Origin of the sequence: Halalkalicoccus paucihalophilus (genome assembly GCF_001593955.1) — an archaeon.
Taxonomy (GTDB): domain Archaea; phylum Halobacteriota; class Halobacteria; order Halobacteriales; family Halalkalicoccaceae; genus Halalkalicoccus; species Halalkalicoccus paucihalophilus.
Genome location: NZ_LTAZ01000003.1, coordinates 268,339 through 289,886 on the forward strand (window position 1 = coordinate 268,339; position 21,548 = coordinate 289,886).

Below are 21,548 nucleotides of genomic sequence, written 5' to 3' on the forward strand. Positions count from 1 at the left end.
GTGGCCGGGCCAGCCGACCCATGCCCGCATCCGATTCCCTGCAGGTGCTTGCCGGGGAGTGTCTCGTTCATACCGACGAGACCACCCACCGCGGCGAGGTGGTCGTCCTGCTCAAGCCCGACAACACAGTGTTGGTCCACGATACCGATGGCTATCAGCCCGTCGCGTGGCTCACCCGCGCCGACTCGGTCGCCAGCACGCGAAACGGCGGCTTCTCCGTCACTGCGATCGCCGGCGAGAAGACGCTCCGTGTCGAATCGAGGAGCGCCTACGGCTTCGGCGAGTACCCCGGCTCCGCGGCGGGTATTCCCATCGGGGACTGCCCGACGGCGCGAGCGTCCTCGACGAACGATGCAGCTGTGGACTACCGAAAATGACCGTCGCGCGTGGCGAACGCTTTGAACTCTGTCTCTCGCGGGACTGTGGCTCACTCGATCCGGCAGTGAAAGAACGCTTCGATCACGAGTGGGACTGTCCCGAGTGCGACGGCTCGCTGCGGGTCATCCGCCGGGGTGGGCTGCTCGCGGGCTGTGAGAACTACCCCGATTGCGAGACCGGCTACGTGATCCCCGACGGGATCGTCTCCGGGGAATGTGACTGCGGGCTACCCCGATTCGAAACACCCAGAGGAACCCGCTGTCTCGATTCCGCGTGCGAACGCGACCGGTGAGTCCTTCAGCGAGCCGTTCCCATCCCGGGTATGAACGAACCGCAGGGCCGGATCGAAAACGGGGTGGTCCGCGTCGGTGGCGACGCCCGCCAGCGCTACTACGACTCGCGGGGGTATGGCCGCCCGCTCGACGGTAACGAGATCGCGCTCGCCCCCGTCGAGGCCGCCCATCTGCTGTACCGTGGCGATCTTCGCATCGAGGACATGGACTTCCCGTCGTTCGTCCAAGGGGTCGAGGACCCGAGCTTCTTCGTCCGCTATCTCGTCTACGCCGACCTCCGTGAGCGGGGCTTTTACCTCTCGCCCGCACGCGAGGGCTGGGTACCCGACCCACCCGCCGAGGCCCAGTTCGTCGTCTACGAGCGCGGCTCGGGGCCGTGGGACGACGATCGGCTCTACGACCTTCGGGTCGCCGGCGAGCGCGAATCGCTTTCTCTCACTACCCTCCACGGGGCGCTCGCGGTCGTCGACGAGGAAAGCGAGGTGACTTACTTCGAGGTCGACCGGCCCGAGATCGAGGGTTCGTCCGCCGGGTTCTCGAAACCGACCGAAGCCGACCTGCTCGCGGACCGCGCGATCGTCTGGAACCCCCCTCATGAGCTGTTCTCGGCGGCGTTCTACGGCCAGCCCCTTTCCGGTCGCGAGGATGGGGATGGCCCGATCCAGCTCTCGCTTCTCGAGGCCGCCTATCTGGCGGATCGGGGCGTCCTCTCGACGGACGGATCGATCCTCGAACGCGGCCGGGAGGTCGAGGGCGACCGCTTCGAGCGCCGACTTGCGGTGTATGCCGCGTTCCGAGAGCGCGGTGTCGTCCCCAAGACCGGCTTCAAGTTCGGGGCGGACTTCCGAGTGTACGCCGACGTCGAGTCGATCGACGACCTCGGCCACTCCGAGTACCTCGTTCGCGTCCTCCCCCCCGACTGCGCTCGGTCGCCGCGCGAGATCGCACTCGACGTGCGCCTCGCCCACGGGGTGCGCAAACGAATGGTTTTTGCGCTGGCGAGCGCGAACGACGGTACGGAGCCGACCTGGATCTCGGTCGGCAGACTCACACCATGAGCGAGGAACCCACAGACGACACCGAGGACGTACAGCCCGACGGAAACGCGAACGGAGCTGATGATGTCGCTCTCGACCCGTGGGGTTCCTCGACCATCGACGACTACCGAAACCTCTTCGAACAGTTCGGTATCGAGGAGTTCGATACGCTTCTTCCCGACGTGTCCGGCCCTCATTACCTGATGCGTCGGGGCGTCATCTTCGGGCACCGCGAGTACGACCGGGTGGCTCGCGCGATGCGCGAGGGCGAGCCCTTTGCCGCCCTCTCGGGCTTTATGCCGACGGGCGACCCTCACATCGGTCACAAACTCGTCTTCGACGAGTTGATCTGGCACCAAGAGCAGGGCGGCGACACCTACGGCCTGATCGCCGACCTCGAAGCCCACTCCGCCCGGGGCCTCTCGTGGGAGGAGATCGACGAGCACGCCCGGGACTACATCCTCAGTCTGCTCGCACTCGGGTTCGACCCCGAGGACGGAACGCTCTATCGACAGTCCGACAATCGGGAACTGCAGGACTTGGCGTTCGAACTCGGTAGCGAGGTCAACTTCTCGGAGATGGAGGCGATCTACGGCTTCGAGGGCGAGACGTCGGTCTCGCACATGCAGTCGGTCGTCACCCAGATGGCCGACATCCTCTATCCCCAACTCGACGAACCGAAGCCCACCGTGATCCCTGTGGGTCCCGATCAGGACCCGCACGTCCGGCTGGCGCGCGATCTGGCGGCACGAACCCGATACTTCGGCGTCACCGAGGCGTATGCGAGTTTCGAGGCCGATCCCAAAGAACGGGCGGTGCTCGCGCGTGCGTACGAGGAACGCGAGACCTTCGCCGAGGAGCCCGATCGACCGCGGTGTGTCGAGGCGGCCGACTGGCTCGCCGAGCACGACACGCTGTCGGACCTCTACGATCCCGGTGTGATCGCCTCGACGGTCGAGAAACTGCGGGCCGCGGGTAAGGAGCCGCTGCGCCCTCGGGTTCGATTCCTCGATCGCAACGCGACCGACGAGGCCTTCGAGGCCCTGATCGAGGCTATCCACGGGGAAAAACGCGTCTATGACGCCCACATCGACACGTTCGATCTCTCAGCCGAGGAGGCCGAGGACCTCGCCCGTGAGGTCGAACTCGCTCACGGGGGGTATGGCTTTCTCGCCCCCTCCTCGATCTACCACCGCTTCATGACCGGGCTCACGGGTGGCAAAATGTCCTCGTCGATCCCCGCGAGCCACATCAGCCTGCTCGACGACCCCGAGGACGGCTACGACAAGGTACGCTCGGCGACCACGGGCGGGCGCGAGACGGCCGAACTCCAGCGCGAACTCGGTGGGAAAGCCGACGAGTGTCCCGTCTACGAGCTGTACGCCTACCTGCTCGCTGGCGACGACGACGCGTTCGCAAAGGAGGTCTACGACGAATGTGTCGGCGGCGAACGCCTCTGTGGCGATTGCAAGGAACAGGCTGCCGTGTTGATGAAGGAATTCCTCGCCGAGCACCAGGAAAAACGCGCGGAAGCGGAGGAACTGCTCGCGGATCTCGACATCGAGTTCGATTCGGCACGTGCCTAATCGAGGTCCGCACTGACTACGTCTTCTATCGATTCGTATCCATCACGCTCGAGCAACGCGAGCAACCCTCGGTTGATATCACGAGCGATCGAGGGGCCACGATAGACCAAGCCCGTGTAGAGTTGGACGAGGCTCGCGCCCGCGCGGATCTTGCGGTAGGCGTCCTCGGCAGTGAAGACCCCGCCGACGCCGATCACCGGAACGTCGACCCGCTCGGCGATGAAGCGAATCATGTCGGTCGAACGGGACTCGATCGGGCGACCCGAGAGCCCGCCGGTCTCCCCGCGGTGTGTTCCTCGGAGGTCGTCGGGTCGCTCAGTCGTCGTGTTGGTCGCGACGATTCCATCGAGATCGAGGTCGGAGACGACGCCGATCGCGTCCGTGATCGCCCCCTCTGTGAGGTCCGGCGAGAGTTTGACCAGGAGGGGACTCGCTCCGGCGTCCTGTAGTGTACTGAGGATCCCTCGCAGGTGGGATTCGTCTTGGAGATCCCGAAGTCCCGGTGTGTTCGGGCTCGAGACGTTGACGACGAAGAAATCGCCGTGTTCGGCGAGCCGTCGGTAGGTATAGCGGTAGTCCTCCGGTGCGCGCTCGGGCGGGGTCGCCTTCGACTTGCCGATGTTCACGCCCATCGGTGTTTCAGGGGGGTTCGATCGCTCGAGTCGTGCCCCCACGCGGTCGGCCCCGTCGTTATTGAAGCCCATTCGGTTGATGATCGCCTCGTCCTCGGGAAGCCGAAACATCCGTGGTTTCGGGTTTCCGGACTGTGGATCGGCGGTGACGCCACCGATCTCGATGTGACCGAAGCCGAGTGCCGCCAGCGCTTTTGGGAACTCGCCGTTCTTATCGAACCCCGCGGCGACCCCGACCGGATTCGAAAACTGGTGACCTAGCAGCGACACCGATAGTCGTGGATCGTCGAGACGGTATCGTCTCTGGGAAAGCGCCGTTACCGGCGTCCGCTGAGCGGCGCTGAGGAGGGTCGTAACGGTTGTATGCGCACTTTCTGCTGGTAACCGGAACAGGGCGGGACGGAGAAGGGAATAGAGTGACATTCGAGACGGGATCGAGGACGGGTGACCGTCAGAAATCGTGTTCGACCTCGTCCTTGTCGGCCTTCTGAATGATGATCTTGTCTTCTCGAACACGGACGAACACCTCGTCACCGATGTCCATTCCGGCGACGGCCAGTTCGTCCTCGTGGAGGTTGAGATGTACGTTGTGGTACTGGCCCTGGTCGTCTTTTGCGCCACTCGGGCTCAGCTTCTTTTTGCGCACCATCGGGGTACTCTACCGAACGTTCAGCCCACGGTCTACATAAGTGTTGTCTCATTGTAGGCCAACGAGATCACCGATTCTTTCCGATACGGACTGGAACAAGTATATAAACGATCCGGCCGCAGGCACTCGATTCGGGGGGTATGTTTATTATGAAGGATGTGTTGGTCTGACATGGAGTATCATCATGGTCCGCGAAGACGGAAAACGAAACTTCGCACTGCGCGAAGACAGCGGTGACGAATCGAGCGTGTTCTCGGGGAATACCCCCCGGCAGGCCGCACTGAAAGCCGCTCGTCGCCTCGAGCCTGCGTCCAGCGAGGACGACGCGAACCGAACGACCCTCCAACTCCGCGAGAAGGGGACGGACAAGGTCCACATCTACGAAGGCTGGGCGTGGGAGCAGACTGCTCCCGACGACAGTCCCGACTGGATGCCCGACGAGATCACCGAAGCGAACGTCTCGAAGCAAGGTATCGAGCATATCGAAGAGTAAAACCGACTACGGGGAGGGGGACGTGCTTCATCAGTAGACGAGCTATCGGTTTCGCCATACATAATACTCTTCGCGGACGCACGTACGAACGCGCGGACACCACTCGGCCCGACCTACCGTCCACGGGCTACGGGATGACCTGCCGACCTCCATCCGCGCGATATTCGTACTCGAAACCTCCTTTCGGCAAGCCGCATGTCTGTTCCGCCCAGCTGTCGTACCATCTCCGAATGTGGTACCCCGATTCATGGTATCGCAAGACGAAGCGCCGATCGAACGACGGCCTTATATGTTCACCTGCCATTCGAAGAAATGCGAAGGACGCCCCGGGCGACTCCGGGGCGATCCCCCGCTGGCGTTGTGTTCCAACGCCAGTGGGAGTCCGATGCCCTTATACGAATGGGGGCACTCGGAACAAACACCGCGACGCCGACGCCGGGTATCGATTCCGGGGTCGTCGACGATCCGATGCCCTTAAGTGGTTAAGGGCACTCGGTTGTGATGCGGAGAAAGAAACACAGTGATCGTGGGGCGCTCACACCGCTCCACAATCGAGACCTGGTGGGGATGGGGATTGGCCCCTTCTCTCAATGAGCTTCGAAGGGTTTATGACCCATCGAAGCCAACAATCAGGTCCGAAGGAAATGAGGATTCCACCCCTGCGGTCCGCCGTACAGATGGGATCTGATGTTAGCCCTGGTAGTTCGGTGATACCCGATCGGATTCGGGACTGATCATCGAACTACGGACCATGCAATGTGTACACCTTTGTGTACCCGCCTAACCCTGAGCATTCGCTCAGGACCATTCCGGTTGATCCTGCCGGAGGCCATTGCTATTGGAGTCCGATTTAGCCATGCTAGTCGCACGGGTTTAGACCCGTGGCGAATAGCTCCGTAACACGTGGCCAAACTACCCTATGGATCGGAATAACCTCGGGAAACTGAGGCTAATACCGAATACCGCTCTCACGTTGGAATTACAGAGAGCACGAAACGCTCCGGCGCCATAGGATGTGGCTGCGGCCGATTAGGTAGACGGTGGGGTAACGGCCCACCGTGCCGATAATCGGTACGGGTTGTGAGAGCAAGAACCCGGAGACGGTATCTGAGACAAGATACCGGGCCCTACGGGGCGCAGCAGGCGCGAAACCTTTACACTGCACGAACGTGCGATAAGGGGACTCCAAGTGCGAGGGCATACAGTCCTCGCTTTTCCCTACCGTAAGGTGGTAGGTGAATAAGAGCTGGGCAAGACCGGTGCCAGCCGCCGCGGTAATACCGGCAGCTCGAGTGATGGCCAATATTATTGGGCCTAAAGCGTCCGTAGCTGGCCGAACAGGTCCGTCGGGAAATCCGCTCGCTCAACGAGCGGACGTCCGGCGGAAACCAGTCGGCTTGGGACCGGAAGACCCGAGGGGTACGTCCGGGGTAGGAGTGAAATCCTGTAATCCTGGACGGACCACCGGTGGCGAAAGCGCCTCGGGAGGACGGATCCGACAGTGAGGGACGAAAGCTTGGGTCACGAACCGGATTAGATACCCGGGTAGTCCAAGCTGTAAACGATGCTCGCTAGGTGTGGCACTGGCTACGAGCCAGTGCTGTGCCGTAGGGAAGCCGAGAAGCGAGCCGCCTGGGAAGTACGTCCGCAAGGATGAAACTTAAAGGAATTGGCGGGGGAGCACTACAACCGGAGGAGCCTGCGGTTTAATTGGACTCAACGCCGGACATCTCACCAGCACCGACAGTGTGCGATGAAGATCAGTGTGATGAGCTTATTGGAGCCACTGAGAGGAGGTGCATGGCCGCCGTCAGCTCGTACCGTGAGGCGTCCTGTTAAGTCAGGCAACGAGCGAGACCCGCATCCTTAATTGCCAGCAGTACCCTTGTGGTAGCTGGGTACATTAGGGAGACTGCCGTGGCCAACACGGAGGAAGGAACGGGCAACGGTAGGTCAGTATGCCCCGAATGTGCTGGGCTACACGCGGGCTACAATGGCCGGGACAGTGGGACGCCACCCCGAGAGGGGGCGCTAATCTCCTAAACCCGGTCGTAGTTCGGATTGCGGGCTGAAACCCGCCCGCATGAAGCTGGATTCGGTAGTAATCGCGTCTCAGAAGGGCGCGGTGAATACGTCCCTGCTCCTTGCACACACCGCCCGTCAAAGCACCCGAGTGAGGTCCGGATGAGGCCGTCGAACGACGGTCGAATCTGGGCTTCGCAAGGGGGCTTAAGTCGTAACAAGGTAGCCGTAGGGGAATCTGCGGCTGGATCACCTCCACTGACCGGGATCAGGCCGACGCGCCTGACCCACCTTAGGCAGTCCGTAGTTCGTGATCGTCCCGCGCCCGATCGGGCACCTCAGAACTACCAGGGCTACACCTCCTCGAGAGAGGACGGGCCCATAGCTCAGTGGTAGAGTGCCTCCTTTGCAAGGAGAATGCCCTGGGTTCGAATCCCAGTGGGTCCATCTCCGGGAGAGGCTGAAACCGTGTCCCTTAAGTGGGACACGAGAGTATGACTAATCCCGAAAGAGACCGATGCACCGCCCCGTGCAAGCGAGGGTGGGAAGGGTCGATGCACGCACTGGCGACCACCAGGCGTGCGGATGACACCGTGTGTACGTGCGATTCAGACGTCCACTGGATCCGTTTACCGGGTCACAGTGACAAATCCAATATCAGCGTGGCTACTGTGCCAGCTGGTGGATGGCTCGGCTCGAGTGCCGACGAAGGACGTGCCAAGCTGCGATAAGCCCTAGGGAGCCGCACGGAGGCTAAGAACTAGGGATCTCCGAATAGGAATCCTCTCGCAATTGCCTTGCGCAATGGGGAACGCCGAAAACTGAAACATCTCAGTAACGGCAGGAAGAGAAACCGAACGGGATGTCGTGAGTAACGGCGAGTGAAAGCGACACAGTCCAAACCGAAGCCCTCTCGGGCAATGTGGTGTTCGGGCTGACTCTCATCGTCGGATCGTCTGTGTGAAGTCTCCTGGAACGGAGCGCGATACAGGGTGACAGCCCCGTAACACAGACCAGTACGGCGTGCGTCAGTTCCAGAGTAGCGGGGGTTGGATATCCCTCGTCAATACGGCCGGCATCGACGGCCAAGACTAAACACTCCTCGAGACCGATAGCGAACAAGTAGCGTGAGCGAACGCTGAAAAGCACCCTCAGAAGGGAGGTGCAATAGGGCCTGAAATCAGTTGGCGATTGAACGACGGGGCTCGAAAGGCCCTGTGGAAAACGAACCGGGTGCAAGCCCGTAGTAGGACCCACAGGGAGCCGGTGTTCCGTCGTGCGTTTTGAAAAACGAACCAGGGAGTGTACCTGTTTGGCGAGTCTAACCCGAGAACCGGGGAAGGCGTAGGGAAACCGATATGGCCGCAGTCTTACGACGAGGGCCACCGTGTTCAAGCGCGGGGAGTCAAACGGGTACGACCCGAAACCGGACGATCTATGCGCATGCAAGGTGAAGCGTGCCGAAAGGCACGTGGAGGCCTGTTAGGGTTGGTGTCTTACAATACCCTCCCGTGATTTGCGTATAGGGGTGAAAGGCCCATCGAGTCCGGAAACAGCTGGTTCCAGTCGAAACATGTCGAAGCATGACCTTTGCCGAGGTAGTTCGTGGGGTAGAGCGACCGATTGGGGGACCGCACTCCGAGAGGAGTGCGCCCCCCTGTCAAACTCCGAACCTACGGACGCCGTCGACGCAAGGAATCCGGTGTGCCGGGGTAAGCCTGTGCACCGTGAGGGAGACAACCCAGAGCCGGGTTAAGGTCCCCAAGTGTGAACTAAGTGCGATTGAAGGTGGTCCCAAGCCCTAGACAGCCGGGAGGTGAGCTTAGAAGCAGCTACCCTCTAAGAAAAGCGTAACAGCTTACCGGCCGAGGTTTGGGGCGCCGAAAATGATCGGGGCTCAAGTTCACCACCGAGACCTGGCCGTGCGCCTCACAGCGCAATCGTGTAGACTGGCACTCCGATCGGATGGAAGCCCGGGCGAGAGCTCGTGTGGACCGATCGGTGACGAAAATCCTGGTCATAGTAGCAGCGTTAGTCGGGTTAGAACCCCGACGGCCTAATGAGTAAGGGTTCCTCGGCAATGCTGATCAGCCGAGGGTTAGTCGATCCTAAGTCCTCCCGTAATTCGAAGGGGACGAACGGGAAACTGGTTAATATTCCAGTACCGTTGTACAGTGAAAGGTGACGCTTCGGGGCCGACCGAGCCGGGCACTCGCCCGGTCGAACCGTCAAAATCCGTGGAAGCCGTAATGGCACGAAGCGGACGAACGGCGGGATAGCGCAAGTCGGTTCAACCTGGAGCCCGTGAAAAACCGAGTACAACGATCGTACCGAGATCCGACACAGGTACTCATGGCGGCGAAAGCCAAGGCCTGTCGGGATCAACCGACGTTAGGGAATTCGGCAAATTAGTCCCGTAAGTTCGCGATAAGGGATGCCTGCCCTCTGTAGGGGCAGGCCGCAGTGACTCGGACGCTCCGACTGTTTAGTAAAAACATAGGTGATCGCAAATCCGAAAGGACTCGTACGATCACTGAATCCTGCCCAGTGCGGGTATCTGAACACCCAGTACAATGGGACGAAGGACCCGTTAACGGCGGGGGTAACTATGACCCTCTTAAGGTAGCGTAGTACCTTGCCGCTTTAGTAGCGGCTTGCATGAATGGATGAACGAGAGCGTCGCTGTCCCAACGTTGGGCCCGGTGAACTGTACGTTCCAGTGCGGAGTCTGGAGACCCCCAAGGGGAAGCGAAGACCCTATAGAGCTTTACTGCAGGCTGTCGCTGGGACGTGGTCGCCATTGTGCAGCATAGGTAGGAGGCGTTACACAGGCACCCGCGCCAGCGGGCCGCCGAGCCATCATTGAAATACTACCCGATGGTGACTGCGACCCTCACTCCGGGAGGAGGACACCGGTAGCCGGGCAGTTTGACTGGGGCGGTACGCGCTCGAAAAGATATCGAGCGCGCCCCAAGGTTTCCTCATCCGGGTCGGACACCCGGAAAAGAGCGTAAGAGCATAAGGAAGCCTGACAGTGTTCTTCATAACACGGAACGCTGACGCGAAAGCGTGGTCTAGCGAACCAATCAGCCTGCTTGATGCGGGCGATTGCTGACAGAAAAGCTACCTTAGGGATAACAGAGTCGTCACCCGCAAGAGCACATATCGACCGGGTGGCTTGCTACCTCGATGTCGGTTCCCTCCATCCTGCCCGTGCAGAAGCGGGCAAGGGTGAGGTTGTTCGCCTATTAAAGGAGGTCGTGAGCTGGGTTTAGACCGTCGTGAGACAGGTCGGCTGCTATCTATTGGGGGTGTTTTGGTACCTGACGGGAACGATCGTATAGTACGAGAGGAACTACGATTGGTCACCACTGGTGTACCGGTTGTCCGAGAGGGCACGTGCCGGGCAGCTACGTGACACGGGGTAAGAGCTGAACGCATCTAAGCTCGAAACCCACCTGGAAAAGAGGTGCCGTTGAGACCACTCGTAGAAGACGAGTTCGATAGACTCGGGGTGTGCGCACCGAGGCAACGAGGTGTTGAGCCCGCGAGCACTAACAGGTCAAAGCCACACAGTCATACCGCATTTGTATCCGTGACCGGTAAACGGATCCAGGCGTTAACTGAATCGCACGTACACAACGGTAAGCAACCGATGATGGCGCACTATGGTTCGATTCCATAGATCGGCATTAAGGCGGCCATAGCGGCGGGGCAACTCCCGTACCCATTCCGAACACGGAAGATAAGCCCGCCAGCGTTCCCGCGAGTACTGGAGTGCGCGAGCCTCTGGGAAAACTGCCTCGCAAGAGGGGCCAAGTACGAACCCAGGAACGCAATCGGAAGTACACGCTGGGTCCGTCCCGGTGGAACCCGAGACCGTTCCGTTACAACGGTTCGCAACTGGTGGTTCGCCGCCTTCCATTCATATCAAAGCCCACGACCCTTCGGAGTCGTGGGCTTTTTTCATTTATAGACGAGCGATAGCGCTCCGGACCGCTATCCTTATGTCCGTAACACCGATAGTGCCAACCGTGCCAAGGTGGCAGAGTCCGGCCTAACGCAGCGGCCTGCAGAGCCGCCCATCGCCGGTTCAAATCCGGCCCTTGGCTTCTTTGTTACACGGTAATTCCGTGAGCGACACGAACCAGACAAGGGGACGGTGACGAGGGATCCGATCGTTCGTACTTCGTGGAGACGCTACGACGGCAACACGAGCACTGGTCGGTTGGCCTCCGTAACGAGCGAGTAGGCGATGTCGCCGGTCAGAAGGTTCACCCAGCGACTCGACTCGCGTGGAACGAAGACGATGACGCTCGCGTCTTCTTCCTCTGCACCTCTGAGGATTGTCTCGGTGATGTCCGTCCCGTAGCGAATGCGGTGTTCGACGTCGACTCCCGTTCGGCGACAGTGTTCGTCTACGACCTCGAAGATGGCTTCGGCGTTCTCCTCGCGCTGTTCGACGGAGGCCTTATCGATTCCGCCGCCAGCCTTCTCGATGACGTGAGTCGCGATGACCGTTCCGATCTCGTCAGTTCGCTCGAACAGTCGTCGGCAGGTCGCTGCCGCGTCTTCCTCGCTGGCAACTGGAAGCAATATGCGCGTGAACAGTTGCTCACCCATCGTGTTCCTCCGGATGACCGATATGTAGGGACGACAGTTCCATATTCGATAGGTTCGTCGCGACGGTCTTAAGCGGTCGGGCAACGCGCGCGGAAAAGTAACTTCTATAGCCCCGGACCGACACCCCTGCAGTATGCAACGACGCGCAGCCGCGATGTACGCGGCGGTCTTCGCGCTGATCGCTATCGGCGCGTGGGCGGTCGGTTCGTTCGGGCTCGTTTCGAACCAGACGGGCCTGCAATGGATCTCCGTTCTCAGCGGTATCACCGTTTTCCTGCTCGTTGCGTTCTCGTATCTTCCCGTCAGGGGGTGACATCGCCTTTTTACTCGATCCGTTCGTTCGGTTCCCTGCGAGTGACAAAAACGGGCCGGGCGCGATTTGAACACGCGACCGTCTGATTAAGAGTCAGACGCTCTGCCGGACTGAGCTACCGGCCCTCACGAGGGACTCGCCACCCCACGACTATAAGCGTTCAGGATTCGACCCGAACCCCTAAGCCACCACTCGATGATCCACATCCATGAGTGACGACGCGGAACGACGAGCCTTCGTCGAGGACCTCCTCGCGTTCGACACCACCGGTGGCAACGAGGCTCCCGCACAGGAATGGTTCGAACGGCGACTTGTCGAATTCGGCTTCGATACGTATCGCTGGGAGATCGACGCAGACCGGCTTGCCGCCCATCCCTCGTTCCCCGATGATCCCGAGGGGATTGAGACGACGGATCGGCCCAACGTCGCCGGCGTCCTCGAACTCGGTTCCGGAGTGGGTCCGACGCTGTTGCTCAACGGTCACGTCGACGTGGTTCCGGCGGAGGCCGACCAGTGGTCCGCCGACCCGTTCGCGCCGACGTGGGACGGCGAGGAACTGACCGCCCGCGGCGCAGCGGACATGAAGTCCGGATTGGCCGCCTGCGTCTTCGCCGCCCGTCGCCTCTCCGAGTCCGGACTCAATGGTCGAGTGGTCGTCGAGAGCGTCGTCGGCGAGGAGTCCGGTGGGATCGGTGCGGCGAGTTCGGCTCTCGAGCGGCCGTACCCCACTCCCGATGCGGCGATCATCGCCGAGCCGACCGATCTCGTGCCTGTCGTCGCGACCGAGGGGACGCTGATGAAACGGCTCACACTCACGGGGCGATCGGCTCACGCGGCGACGCCGTGGCACGGCGAGGACGTCCTGCCACAGTTCGAGCGGATCCGCCGAGCGCTCGCCGACCTCGAAACCGAGCGCGCCAGAGCGGTCACGCATCCGTTGTATGAGGCCTTTCCCACGCCGTGGCCGATCGTCGCTGGTACCGTTCGTGCGGGGTCGTGGGCCTCGTCGGTTCCCGCACACCTCGAGGCCGAGTTTCGTATCGGAGTCGCACCGGGCGAGAGCGTCGATTCGGTCGAAAAGCAGGTCGACGCACGGGTCGCCGAACTCGCCGCCGACTCGGCGTGGCTCTCGGACCACCCCCCGTGCTTCGAGCGTTTCTCGGTGCAGTTCGAACCCGCCGAGATCAGTGCCGATGAACCCATCGTCCGTGCCGTTCGGGATGCCCTCGATTCTGCGGGCCGGGACTCGACGCCGCGAGGGGCGACCTACGGGACCGACGCGCGCCACTACATCGAGGCCGGGATTCCGACCGTGGTTTTCGGACCGGGATCGATCCAGCAGGCACACTTCCCCGACGAGTCGATCGACTGGGGGGAGGTTTCTACTGGAATCGAGCTGCTCGAATCGGCCGGAAAACGGTTTCTCACCCGAAGTACTCGGTGAGCGCTCGGTCGACGATCTCGCCGGGTGAGACGCCCTCGAAGGCGGCCTCACGCCTGAGTTCGCGGTAGCTCTCGACCGGGAGGCGGACCGTGAGTTCGCCGGCGGTGACGCCGTGGGATGCGAGTGCCTCCTCGGGGGTGGCACCGTCGTTGATCGCGCTCGCGATCGCTCGAACCTCCCTGACGGTCAGGTCGTTGTCGACGGTCGCCCACGCGAGTTGGAACCGGGCGTCGCCGGCGACGCGGGCGATGTGTTTCGCCGCGGTGGGTGCGATATGGCCCATCGCGACGTGGCGGCGAACGGCCTGTGGGAGGTCGTGGACACGTGCCCACTTGCGGATGAACGCTACAGAGGCCTCGCCGCCGGCGCGCTCGGCGGCGGCCTTGTACGACCCCTCGCCGCGAACGAGTGCGGCACACGCGGCGGCTCCACGCAACATGTAGATGTTGTCCTCGGCACCGGCGGTGTTTTCCGAAAAGCGCCTGACCGTCTCGGCCGCGTTCGCGAGGCTTTCAGGGTCGTTGGGATCGAACTGGACGGCCTCACGGGCACGCTCGCCGGTGATCGCGGCGTCGCCCCTGACGACCGGTTTGCCGACCGGTGACTCACGGTCGCTCCGTGGATCGCCCGGTCGCTCGGTGGTCATTGTGGTCTCATTACCCTCGATACGCAAAACGTCGTCGTTAGTCCGCCTCTTCGCGCTCGCGTTTCTCCGAGAGGTGTTCCCAGATCTCGGTGCAGCCGGCTCCCTCCTCGATATCCGCGAGGTGGGCGTCGTCGCGCTCCTCGTTGCTCATCGCTCGCCCCCTTCGTGGAGTTCCGGTGCGACATCCGCCGGGGCGTGCTGGCGTCGTTCGTCGCGGTTCCGTGTCATCACGTTCCCGTTCGGGTGGCCTACCTATAGGCTCGCGTGCAGGGACAAGCCCTACCCCAACTCCCGCTTACCGGAGGTTCTTGTCCCTATCTCGGTCGGCCGATCTTTCCGAATTCGACTGTAGTCGGGCGATTCCTTCCGGTGTGGGCGTCATAAGGGCCGGTACGCCTTGCACGGGGCGATGGGCTAAGGGCGTGGCGGACGTAGAGTGAGTATGGACGTTCCAGTTCGGATCCTCGACGACGGAGCGTGGGTCAGCGTCGACGACTCGCGGGAGGTCGGCGTCAGCGACCTGTGGCGGCTCTCCGAGCACGACTTCTGCGAGTGTGAGGTCGCAGACGTACTGCTCGAGGCGTTCTTCGAGATCCGCCCGAACGACGACCGCGTCGAGGTCCGCGCGGTCGGCCACTGTATCACCTGCGGCGAACGGGGGTCGATGGGGTGGCTCACCATCGGTCGTGTCGAGAACGGCCAGTTCGTCCCGTCGGACCCCTCCCGCGAACACCGGATCACGCCCGCGTAACCTTCCGGCAATATTCTCCTAAACCACCGAGCACCGGCCACGGTTGACGAGAGGACGGGGGATTTACCCGTCGGGCCGTAACCGGTATCCATGCCGACCAACGTGGAGGAGTGGAAAGACGACGTCTACGGCACGGACATCCGTGCCCATATGGAGCGGTTCGCCGAAGAGGGGTGGGACGCGATCCCCGATGACGAACACGACGCTTGGTTCGAGCGCTTCAAGTGGTACGGACTGTACCACCAGCGCTCCGGTCAGGAGAGTTACTTCATGATGCGGATCGGCCCGCCGAACGGCGTGCTCGAACCCGGTATGTTGCGAGCCATCGGCGAGGTCGCGAAGGAGTATTCGACCGGACCCGCAGAGAACCCCGAGTTCGGAAACGGCTGGGCCGACTTCACGACCCGCCAGGCGATCCAGCTCCACTGGATCAACATCGAAGACGTCCCCGACATCTGGGACGAGTTGGAGGAGGCGGGCCTCTCGACGCTGCAGGCGTGTGGGGACTCGTGGCGCAACATCGTGGGCTGTCCGGTCGCCGGCAAGGACGATCACGAGCACGTCGACGCCTTGGATACCATCCACGAACTCCACGACACGTTCAAGGGCGACGACGCCCACTCGAACCTCCCGCGGAAGTGGAAAGTCTCCGTTACTGGGTGTGACGAGGGCTGTGGCCAGGGCGACATCAACGATCTGGGCTTCGAGCCGGCCGAAAAGGAGGTCGACGGCGAGACCGTCACCGGCTTCAACGTCCGGGTCGGTGGCGGCCTCGCCCGGAACGAACCGCGCTTCGCTCGCAATATCGACGTCTTCGTCACGCCCGAACAGGCTGCCGACGTCGCCGGCGGACTCTCGGCGCTCTTTCGTGACCACGGCGACCGTGAGAACCGCTACAACGCGCGTATCAAGTTCCTCGTCGACGAGTGGGGCCCCGAGAAGGTCCGCGACGTACTCCAGGAGGAGTACGTCGACTTCGAGATGCACACCGCGGGCGAGGACCTCCGCGAGAACTACTCGTACAACGCCGGCACCGCCGACGGCCACGCGGATCACGTCGGCGTCCACGAGCAGAAGGACGGGAACTACTACGTCGGGTTGAACGTGCTGGTGGGCCGGATGGGCGCGGACGAGGTGATCGAACTCGCCGATATCGCCGAGGAATACGGCTCGGGCGAGGCACGGGTCACCCAACGCCAGAACCTGATCCTCACGGATGTGCCCGAGGAGAACCTCGACGAACTCCTGGAAGAGCCCCTTCTTTCGGAGTACAGTCCTGACCCCCACCCGTTCCAGCGCGGGTCGATCGCGTGTACGGGGACGGAGTTCTGCTCGCTGTCGATCGTCGAGACGAAAAACAGGCAAGTGCGCTTCTCGCGCTGGCTCAAGGAGAACGTCGACCTCCCCGAGGGGATCGAGGACTTCCACATCCACCTCTCCGGCTGTACCGCGTCGTGCGCCCAGCCCCAGATCGCGGACGTCTCGCTGCGGGGCATGAAGACGCGCAAGGACGGCGAGCCGGTCGAGGCGCTCGACATCGGTCTGGGAGGGGGGTTGGGCGAGAACCCCAACTTCGCCGACTGGGTCACTCAACGGGTTCCCGCAGACGAGGTGCCCGGCGCGATCGCGAACCTGATCGACGGGTTCGCCGAGGAACGCTCGGAAGGCCAGACCTTCCGCGAGTTCGTCGTCGAGCGCGACGAGGAGGAGTTAGCAGAGCTCTGTGAGCCCGAGGAGACTTCGTACGAGGACCCCTACATGCACAACACGAAACAGACGTGGTACCCCTACGCCGAGGACGACGACCTCGATTCGAGCCCCGCGCCCGCCCGTCCGGACGACACGCCGATGTCCGCGGACGACTAAGCCCGTTTCGAGCGCATCCGTTTTCCGCGCCCGCTAAGTGTCTCGACGGTCTCCCTTCTCCCATGCCCGACCGGATCATGAAGGTCAACGCCTACACGACCTTCGACCTGTTGGACGGTGAGGCGAAGGGCCACGGCTGGAACGACGAGGCGCTCGCTATTCTGAACGTCACCGCCCCCCGCGAGAACCCCGACCACGTCTCGCTCGAACTCGAACTCGACAACACCGATCTGGAGAACCTGCCGGCTCACGCCGATTCGGTGACGCTGTCGGCCGAGCAGGCGAGAACGCTCGCCGCCGAACTCGAGAAACAGGCCGACCGGGTCGAGCGGGTGGGCGAGTAGTCGATCGCGCCCAGCACGTTCTTAACCGTTCGCTCGCTACACTCGGTCGATGGACGAGTGGAAGCGGGACATGGGAAGCGGGCTCGTGATCCTCGTGCCGCTTCTGGTGACGTTCTACGCCATCGCGTGGCTGTTCCTGTTCATCGCCGGACTCCCGGTGGTCGGCGTGATCGAGAGACCCCTCGTCCGGGTCGCCATCACCCTCGGCGTGTTCGTTCTGGCGGTCGCCCTCGTCGGGATGGCGACACGCACCGCCGGGGGTGCGCTCGCGAGCGGTTGGCTGGATACGGTGATCAACCGCGTGCCGGTCCTCCGCGTGATCTACAACTCCTCGCAGCTCGCCGTCGAGACCGCGGTCTCCGGCAACGGGGAGCTCAACGAACCGGTCAAGGTCACGACGTGGATGGGCGCACGCATGACCGCGTTCAAGACCGGGAAGAAGACCGCCGACGGCCGAATGGTCCTGTTCATGCCGACCGCGCCGAACGTCACGACGGGCTACGTGATCGAGGTCGACCCCGCGAACGTCGAACCCACCGACGAGACAGTCGAGGAAGCCATGACGCGCATTCTCAGTGCCGGGTTCGGCGACCGGGATCGACCGGGCGGCGCACTCGGTGGCCCGTTGGATGACTAAACCACGTCGGCCTCGACGCTCCCGACCCCCTCGACTTCCGCACGAACCGTATCGCCCGCGGAGATGACGCCCGCGCCGGGCGTTCCGGTCGAAATCAGGTCACCGGCCTCTAACGTCATCACCCGCGAGTGAAACGCGATGAGTTCGCGCGGCGAGAACAGCATGTTCTTGGTCCTGTTCTCGGCGACCGTCTCGCCGTTTCGCACCGTCCGTACCGCTCGCTCGTCGAACGACGGCGGCGAGTCGGGGACCGCGATGGTCGGACCGAGCACGAGAAACGTATCGAAGCTCTTCGCGCGCGTGAGAAATCGCGGGTTGCGCTCTAAGACGTCCTCGGCGGTCATGTCGATCACCGGCAGATAGCCCGCGATTATCCGGTCGGGTTCCTCGACGCCGCTTGCGGTCCGCCCGAGCAACACGGCGAGTTCGGCCTCGGCGGTCACGCGATCCGTCTCCTCTTGCGGGGGCAGGCGGATCGGTCCGCCAGGACCCGTCACCGCCGTTCGGGGCTTCATGAAGCTCGCGGGCTCTTCCGGACGCGCTTCGCCCAGATCCCCGGCGTGTTCCTCGTAGTTCAGCCCGATCCCCCAGAGCTTACCCAGCGCCCTACGAGCGATCGGCATTCCGAACGAGAGCTTCTCGCTCGGAACGCACCGGACGGGGAGCGCGCCTGGATCGGACAGTTCGCCCGCCGCGGCCGCTGGGAGGGCCTCACTAACGCTCTCGAATCCCGCTGCCGACAGCGGGACGAACCCCTCTTCGTTGCCCAAGAGCGGCCTTCCCGCTTGAGTGCGCGCGAGGTACTTCATTCGCGATCCGTCCAGAAGTCGAAAGAGCGCCCCGGCGCGAAGACGTCCAGCCCGACCGCGCGCTCCTCGCTCGTGTTCTCGACGCGGTGCGATTCCCACGAGTCGAGCCACACCGAGTCGTACTCTTCGAGGGTGACCGTCTCCTCTTCGGTATGGACGACCAGCTCCCCCTCGAGGCAGAGACAGACCTGCTCGTTTTCGTGGTCGTGCATGGGTGAGGAGTGGCCCGACGGTTTCTCGAACCACTCGAAGGTAAAGTCGTCGCTGCCCGCGAGCGCCCGGCGCGCCCACCCCTCCTCGGGCTCGTAGCTCTCGGCGTCGTCGAACTCGACGTGCTTCATAGGTTCGAACTCCCCGCCCCGCCGTCGATCGGCACCGAGACTCCATTGATGAAACCCGATTTCGGTGAGGAGAGGTACGCGACGGTGTTCCCGAGTTCGATCGGGTCACCGATCCGCTCGAGAGGAATGCCGTCGCTCCAGTCGGCCAGTCCCTCTTCATACGAGCTGTAGTCGCCCCGGTCGACGGCCTGATCGACGAGTTCCTGAATTCTCGCCGTTTCGTGGGGCCCCGGCAACACGGCGTTGGCCCGTACCTCGGGCGCAAGTTCCTGTGAAAGCGTCTTTTCGAGGCCGATGACGCTCATGCGCACCGAGTTCGAGAGCACCAGCGAGTCGATCGCCTCCTTCACGCTCCGGGAGGTGATGGTGACGATGGTGCCCCCGCCGTCCTGCAAGTGTGGGGCGGCCTCTTTCACCAATCGGACGACGCTCATCACGAGCAGGTCGTAGGCGTGATACCACTCGTCCTCCTCGGTCTCCATGAACGGGCCGCTGGGCGGCCCGCCCGCGCTGGTCACGAGGTGGTCGAGCCCGCCGAACTCGTCTACTACCGTCTCTACAAGCGTCTCGATGTCCTCGGGGTCGGTCAGGTCACCCGGCTGGGCGACGACCTCTCCAGTGGCCTCCGCCTCGATCTCTTCGCGCGCTTCTTCCAGTCGCTCCTCGTCGCGCCCGTTGATCACGACGTTCGCGCCCTCGCGTGCAAGCGCGGTCGCCGAGGCCTTCCCCAGTCCGCTCGAAGAGGCCGTGACGAGCGCCGCGTTTCCTCCGATCTGTAGGTCCATGACGTGGGTATCCGCGCAAGCGACGGGCAAAAACGTTCGCGTGGCGGCAGTTACTCTCCACACGAGAATGCCACCGAGTACCACGGACGATAGGGGTTTATGTGGCTGGACACATCCCTTCCGCCATGCCCGCAGATCTCGTCGATCCGGAAACCGCAGACCACATCGTCCGCACCGCCCGCACCGCCGTCGGCGACAGCCTCCGCTCGGCGACCTACTTCACACGCGACGATTTCGAGCAACTGTACCTTCGCAGCGACCTCGAGCGCGACGCCGACCTCTCGACCTTTATCGGCAACGAGTGGCGCGGCTTCCGGATCACCGAGGATGCCTATCAGGGCTCGGAACTCGGCGACTACCGCTACACCATTCGCGTCTTCGACGGCGGCTACCTCGTTCGCCTGACGACCGACCGCGAGGGCGTCCTCGTCACCACCGACGGCATCACCATGCAGGACTTCGAGGCGCTCGCGGCGGCCATCGGGAAGGTGTTGGGCTAGAGCGAGAAACGCTCCGCCGCGGTCTCCATGTCCTTATCGCCCCGTCCCGAGAGGTTCACGAGGATCGTTTCGTGTCCGTCCGCCTCCGCCAACTCGATCGCGCGCGCGACCGCGTGGCTCGATTCGAGTGCGGGGATGATCCCTTCCGTCTCGCTGAGTTCCCTGAAGGCCGCGAGCGCCTCCTCGTCGGTGACGCCGGTGTACTCCGCCCGGCCGACCGCCCGGAACATGGCGTGTTCGGGGCCGACGCCCGGATAGTCGAGACCTGCCGACACCGAGTGAACCTCGACGTCCTCGTCGAGCACTCGGGTCCGCATCCCGTGGAGGGTGTCGTCGTGGCCCTTCGCGAGCGGGGCGGCGTGGCGGGCGGAGTCGCTGCCCTCGCCGCCGCCCTCCGCACCGTAAAAGCCGACCGGGTCGTCGCGGAAGGCATGAAACAGCCCGATAGCGTTCGACCCGCCGCCGACGCAGGCCACGGCGGCGTCGGGCAGATTGCCCGTGCGCTCGACGATCTGCTCGCGGGCCTCCCCGCCGATCACCGACTGGAAATCGCGGACCATCCGCGGGAACGGGTCCGGTCCGACCACGCTTCCCACGAGGTAGTGGGTGTCCGCGACGTTGCTCGCGAAGTCCTCGAGGGCGGCGTCGACGGCGTCAGCCAGTCCCGCCCCCCCGCGGGTCACCTCGTTTACCTCCGCGCCCATCAGGCGCATTCGGAAGACGTTCATCCGCTGGCGCTCTGCGTCCTTTTCCCCCATGTAGATCTCCGTGTCGAGGCCGAACAGCGCGCCGACCATCGCGGTCGCGGTGCCGTGCTGGCCCGCTCCCGTCTCGGCGATCAGGCGCTCTTTGCCCGCCTTCTTCGCGAGCAGGGCCTGCCCGAGCGTGTTGTTGATCTTGTGGGCGCCACCGTGGAGGAGGTCCTCGCGCTTGAGGTAGATCTCCGCGCCGTAGCGATCGCTGAGGTTGCGCGCGTGATACAGCGGCGTCGGCCGGCCCGCGAACTCCTCCAGATAGCCCCGCAGTTCCTCCTGGAACCCCTCGCTCTTGCCGACCTCGCCGTAGGCTGCCGCGAGTTCCGAGAGCGGTCCCTCGAGCGCTTCCGGAACGTGACGTCCGCCGTACCCTTCGAAATCTCCGTTGGACATAGCTACCGGACTCTCCCCACGGCGCATAAAGGATGCCCTCGGCTTCCGGTCGAGAACGATGAAAAGGAAACTGAAAACGAACTCGGAAGACGCTCCCGACGGGCGCGATCAGCCCAGACTGCCTTCCATTTCGAGTTCGATGAGCCGGTTGAGCTCGACAGCGTACTCGATGGGCAGTTCCTCGGTGATCGGCTCGATGAACCCGCTCACGATCATCTGTTTGGCGTCGTCATCATCGAGACCACGGGATT

Annotated in this window: 19 protein-coding genes, 3 tRNA genes, 3 rRNA genes and 1 pseudogene; 16 read left to right on the forward strand and 10 right to left on the reverse strand. The window is 62.9% G+C overall.

The annotated features are described in order from the left end of the window. Positions 1-20: 20 nt before the first annotated feature. The 3 genes and pseudogenes from HAPAU_RS04905 to HAPAU_RS04915 all read left to right on the forward strand — a co-directional run bounded on the left by HAPAU_RS04905 (position 21) and on the right by HAPAU_RS04915 (position 3,294). Positions 21-670: pseudogene (locus tag HAPAU_RS04905) on the forward strand (DUF91 domain-containing protein). A gap of 30 nt (positions 671-700) precedes the next feature. Beyond that, positions 701-1,729 carry a tRNA-intron lyase gene (gene endA, locus HAPAU_RS04910; protein ID WP_066380271.1) on the forward strand — a complete coding sequence of 343 codons (1,029 nt, stop codon included), beginning with the start codon at positions 701-703 and terminating at the stop codon, positions 1,727-1,729. Next, a complete protein-coding gene (locus tag HAPAU_RS04915) occupies positions 1,726-3,294 on the forward strand; it encodes a tryptophan--tRNA ligase (RefSeq protein ID WP_066380273.1) in 1,569 nt (522 codons plus the stop codon). Before endA ends, HAPAU_RS04915 begins: the two co-directional genes overlap by 4 nt. Here the strand turns inward: HAPAU_RS04915 and HAPAU_RS04920 are convergent. Together HAPAU_RS04920 and HAPAU_RS04925 are read right to left on the reverse strand one after the other, a co-directional pair. Further along, positions 3,291-4,349 carry a quinone-dependent dihydroorotate dehydrogenase gene (locus HAPAU_RS04920; protein WP_066380275.1) on the reverse strand — a complete coding sequence of 353 codons (1,059 nt, stop codon included), beginning with the start codon at positions 4,347-4,349 and terminating at the stop codon, positions 3,291-3,293. The two genes, HAPAU_RS04915 and HAPAU_RS04920, sit on opposite strands and share 4 nt — an antisense overlap. A 28-nt stretch (positions 4,350-4,377) precedes the next feature. Continuing rightward, positions 4,378-4,575 carry a hypothetical protein gene (locus HAPAU_RS04925; protein WP_008419196.1) on the reverse strand — a complete coding sequence of 66 codons (198 nt, stop codon included), beginning with the start codon at positions 4,573-4,575 and terminating at the stop codon, positions 4,378-4,380. Between the two features lie 184 nt (positions 4,576-4,759). On the opposite strand from HAPAU_RS04925, the gene HAPAU_RS04930 reads away from it, so the two are divergent. The 6 genes from HAPAU_RS04930 to HAPAU_RS04955 all read left to right on the forward strand — a co-directional run bounded on the left by HAPAU_RS04930 (position 4,760) and on the right by HAPAU_RS04955 (position 11,202). After that, positions 4,760-5,068, forward strand: a complete 309-nt coding sequence (locus HAPAU_RS04930; RefSeq protein WP_066380279.1) for a non-histone chromosomal MC1 family protein — start codon at positions 4,760-4,762, stop codon at positions 5,066-5,068. Between the two features lie 806 nt (positions 5,069-5,874). Beyond that, positions 5,875-7,348: ribosomal RNA gene (locus HAPAU_RS04935) — 16S ribosomal RNA — on the forward strand. Positions 7,349-7,465: 117 nt separating this feature from the next. Next, positions 7,466-7,537: transfer RNA gene (locus HAPAU_RS04940), tRNA-Ala, on the forward strand. A gap of 210 nt (positions 7,538-7,747) precedes the next feature. Next, a 23S ribosomal RNA gene (locus tag HAPAU_RS04945) occupies positions 7,748-10,667 on the forward strand. 116 nt (positions 10,668-10,783) lie between these two features. After that, positions 10,784-10,897 (forward strand): 5S ribosomal RNA (rrf, locus tag HAPAU_RS04950). The 16S, 23S and 5S rRNA genes sit together here with 2 tRNA genes alongside, the layout of an rRNA operon. 229 nt (positions 10,898-11,126) lie before the next feature. After that, positions 11,127-11,202 (forward strand) — tRNA-Cys (locus HAPAU_RS04955). Positions 11,203-11,290: 88 nt separating this feature from the next. Here HAPAU_RS04955 and HAPAU_RS04960 read toward each other — a convergent pair. Further along, complete coding sequence (locus HAPAU_RS04960; protein ID WP_066380280.1) at positions 11,291-11,713, reverse strand: universal stress protein; 423 nt, start codon at positions 11,711-11,713, stop codon at positions 11,291-11,293. A 133-nt stretch (positions 11,714-11,846) separates the two neighbouring features. On the opposite strand from HAPAU_RS04960, the gene HAPAU_RS20845 reads away from it, so the two are divergent. Beyond that, positions 11,847-12,026, forward strand: a complete 180-nt coding sequence (locus tag HAPAU_RS20845) for a hypothetical protein (RefSeq protein ID WP_157078420.1) — start codon at positions 11,847-11,849, stop codon at positions 12,024-12,026. 51 nt (positions 12,027-12,077) lie between these two features. On the opposite strand, the gene HAPAU_RS04965 is transcribed toward HAPAU_RS20845, so the two are convergent. Continuing rightward, a tRNA-Lys gene (locus tag HAPAU_RS04965) sits at positions 12,078-12,151 on the reverse strand. Positions 12,152-12,234: 83 nt separating this feature from the next. On the opposite strand from HAPAU_RS04965, the gene HAPAU_RS04970 reads away from it, so the two are divergent. Continuing rightward, complete coding sequence (locus HAPAU_RS04970; protein WP_066380282.1) at positions 12,235-13,470, forward strand: ArgE/DapE family deacylase; 1,236 nt, start codon at positions 12,235-12,237, stop codon at positions 13,468-13,470. On the opposite strand, the gene HAPAU_RS04975 is transcribed toward HAPAU_RS04970, so the two are convergent. After that, positions 13,451-14,116, reverse strand: a complete 666-nt coding sequence (locus HAPAU_RS04975) for a DUF7119 family protein (RefSeq protein ID WP_066380284.1) — start codon at positions 14,114-14,116, stop codon at positions 13,451-13,453. The two genes, HAPAU_RS04970 and HAPAU_RS04975, sit on opposite strands and share 20 nt — an antisense overlap. A 37-nt stretch (positions 14,117-14,153) precedes the next feature. After that, on the reverse strand, positions 14,154-14,372 hold the full coding sequence (locus HAPAU_RS23220) for a hypothetical protein (protein WP_394327289.1): 219 nt from the start codon (positions 14,370-14,372) through the stop codon (positions 14,154-14,156). 186 nt (positions 14,373-14,558) lie between these two features. Between HAPAU_RS23220 and HAPAU_RS04980 the strand changes: the two genes are divergently transcribed. From HAPAU_RS04980 to HAPAU_RS04995, 4 genes are all read left to right on the forward strand, one after another. Beyond that, entirely contained in the window at positions 14,559-14,867 is a 309-nt protein-coding gene (locus tag HAPAU_RS04980) for a hypothetical protein (RefSeq protein ID WP_066380286.1), read from the forward strand. A gap of 90 nt (positions 14,868-14,957) precedes the next feature. Continuing rightward, the gene (locus HAPAU_RS04985; protein ID WP_066380288.1) at positions 14,958-16,733 is read left to right on the forward strand and encodes a nitrite/sulfite reductase; all 1,776 of its coding nucleotides are present in this window, start codon (positions 14,958-14,960) and stop codon (positions 16,731-16,733) included. 62 nt (positions 16,734-16,795) lie between these two features. Next, a complete protein-coding gene (locus tag HAPAU_RS04990) occupies positions 16,796-17,077 on the forward strand; it encodes a DUF6360 family protein (protein WP_066380289.1) in 282 nt (93 codons plus the stop codon). A gap of 49 nt (positions 17,078-17,126) precedes the next feature. After that, complete coding sequence (locus tag HAPAU_RS04995) at positions 17,127-17,714, forward strand: DUF502 domain-containing protein (protein ID WP_066380291.1); 588 nt, start codon at positions 17,127-17,129, stop codon at positions 17,712-17,714. Here HAPAU_RS04995 and HAPAU_RS05000 read toward each other — a convergent pair. From HAPAU_RS05000 to HAPAU_RS05010, 3 genes are read right to left on the reverse strand one after another with little or no spacing between them, the layout of a single operon-like run. Continuing rightward, positions 17,711-18,523: a fumarylacetoacetate hydrolase family protein gene (locus HAPAU_RS05000; protein WP_066380294.1), complete on the reverse strand. Its 813-nt coding sequence runs from the start codon at positions 18,521-18,523 to the stop codon at positions 17,711-17,713. The genes HAPAU_RS04995 and HAPAU_RS05000 overlap by 4 nt on opposite strands. Further along, entirely contained in the window at positions 18,520-18,864 is a 345-nt protein-coding gene (locus HAPAU_RS05005) for a cupin domain-containing protein (RefSeq protein ID WP_066380296.1), read from the reverse strand. Before HAPAU_RS05005 ends, HAPAU_RS05000 begins: the two co-directional genes overlap by 4 nt. Next, positions 18,861-19,649: an SDR family oxidoreductase gene (locus tag HAPAU_RS05010; protein ID WP_066380298.1), complete on the reverse strand. Its 789-nt coding sequence runs from the start codon at positions 19,647-19,649 to the stop codon at positions 18,861-18,863. Before HAPAU_RS05010 ends, HAPAU_RS05005 begins: the two co-directional genes overlap by 4 nt. Positions 19,650-19,774: 125 nt before the next feature. Between HAPAU_RS05010 and HAPAU_RS05015 the strand changes: the two genes are divergently transcribed. Then, complete coding sequence (locus HAPAU_RS05015; RefSeq protein ID WP_066380300.1) at positions 19,775-20,149, forward strand: DUF7522 family protein; 375 nt, start codon at positions 19,775-19,777, stop codon at positions 20,147-20,149. Here HAPAU_RS05015 and trpB read toward each other — a convergent pair. Next, complete coding sequence (gene trpB, locus HAPAU_RS05020; protein WP_066380309.1) at positions 20,146-21,297, reverse strand: tryptophan synthase subunit beta; 1,152 nt, start codon at positions 21,295-21,297, stop codon at positions 20,146-20,148. The genes HAPAU_RS05015 and trpB overlap by 4 nt on opposite strands. Positions 21,298-21,548: the final 251 nt, after the last annotated feature.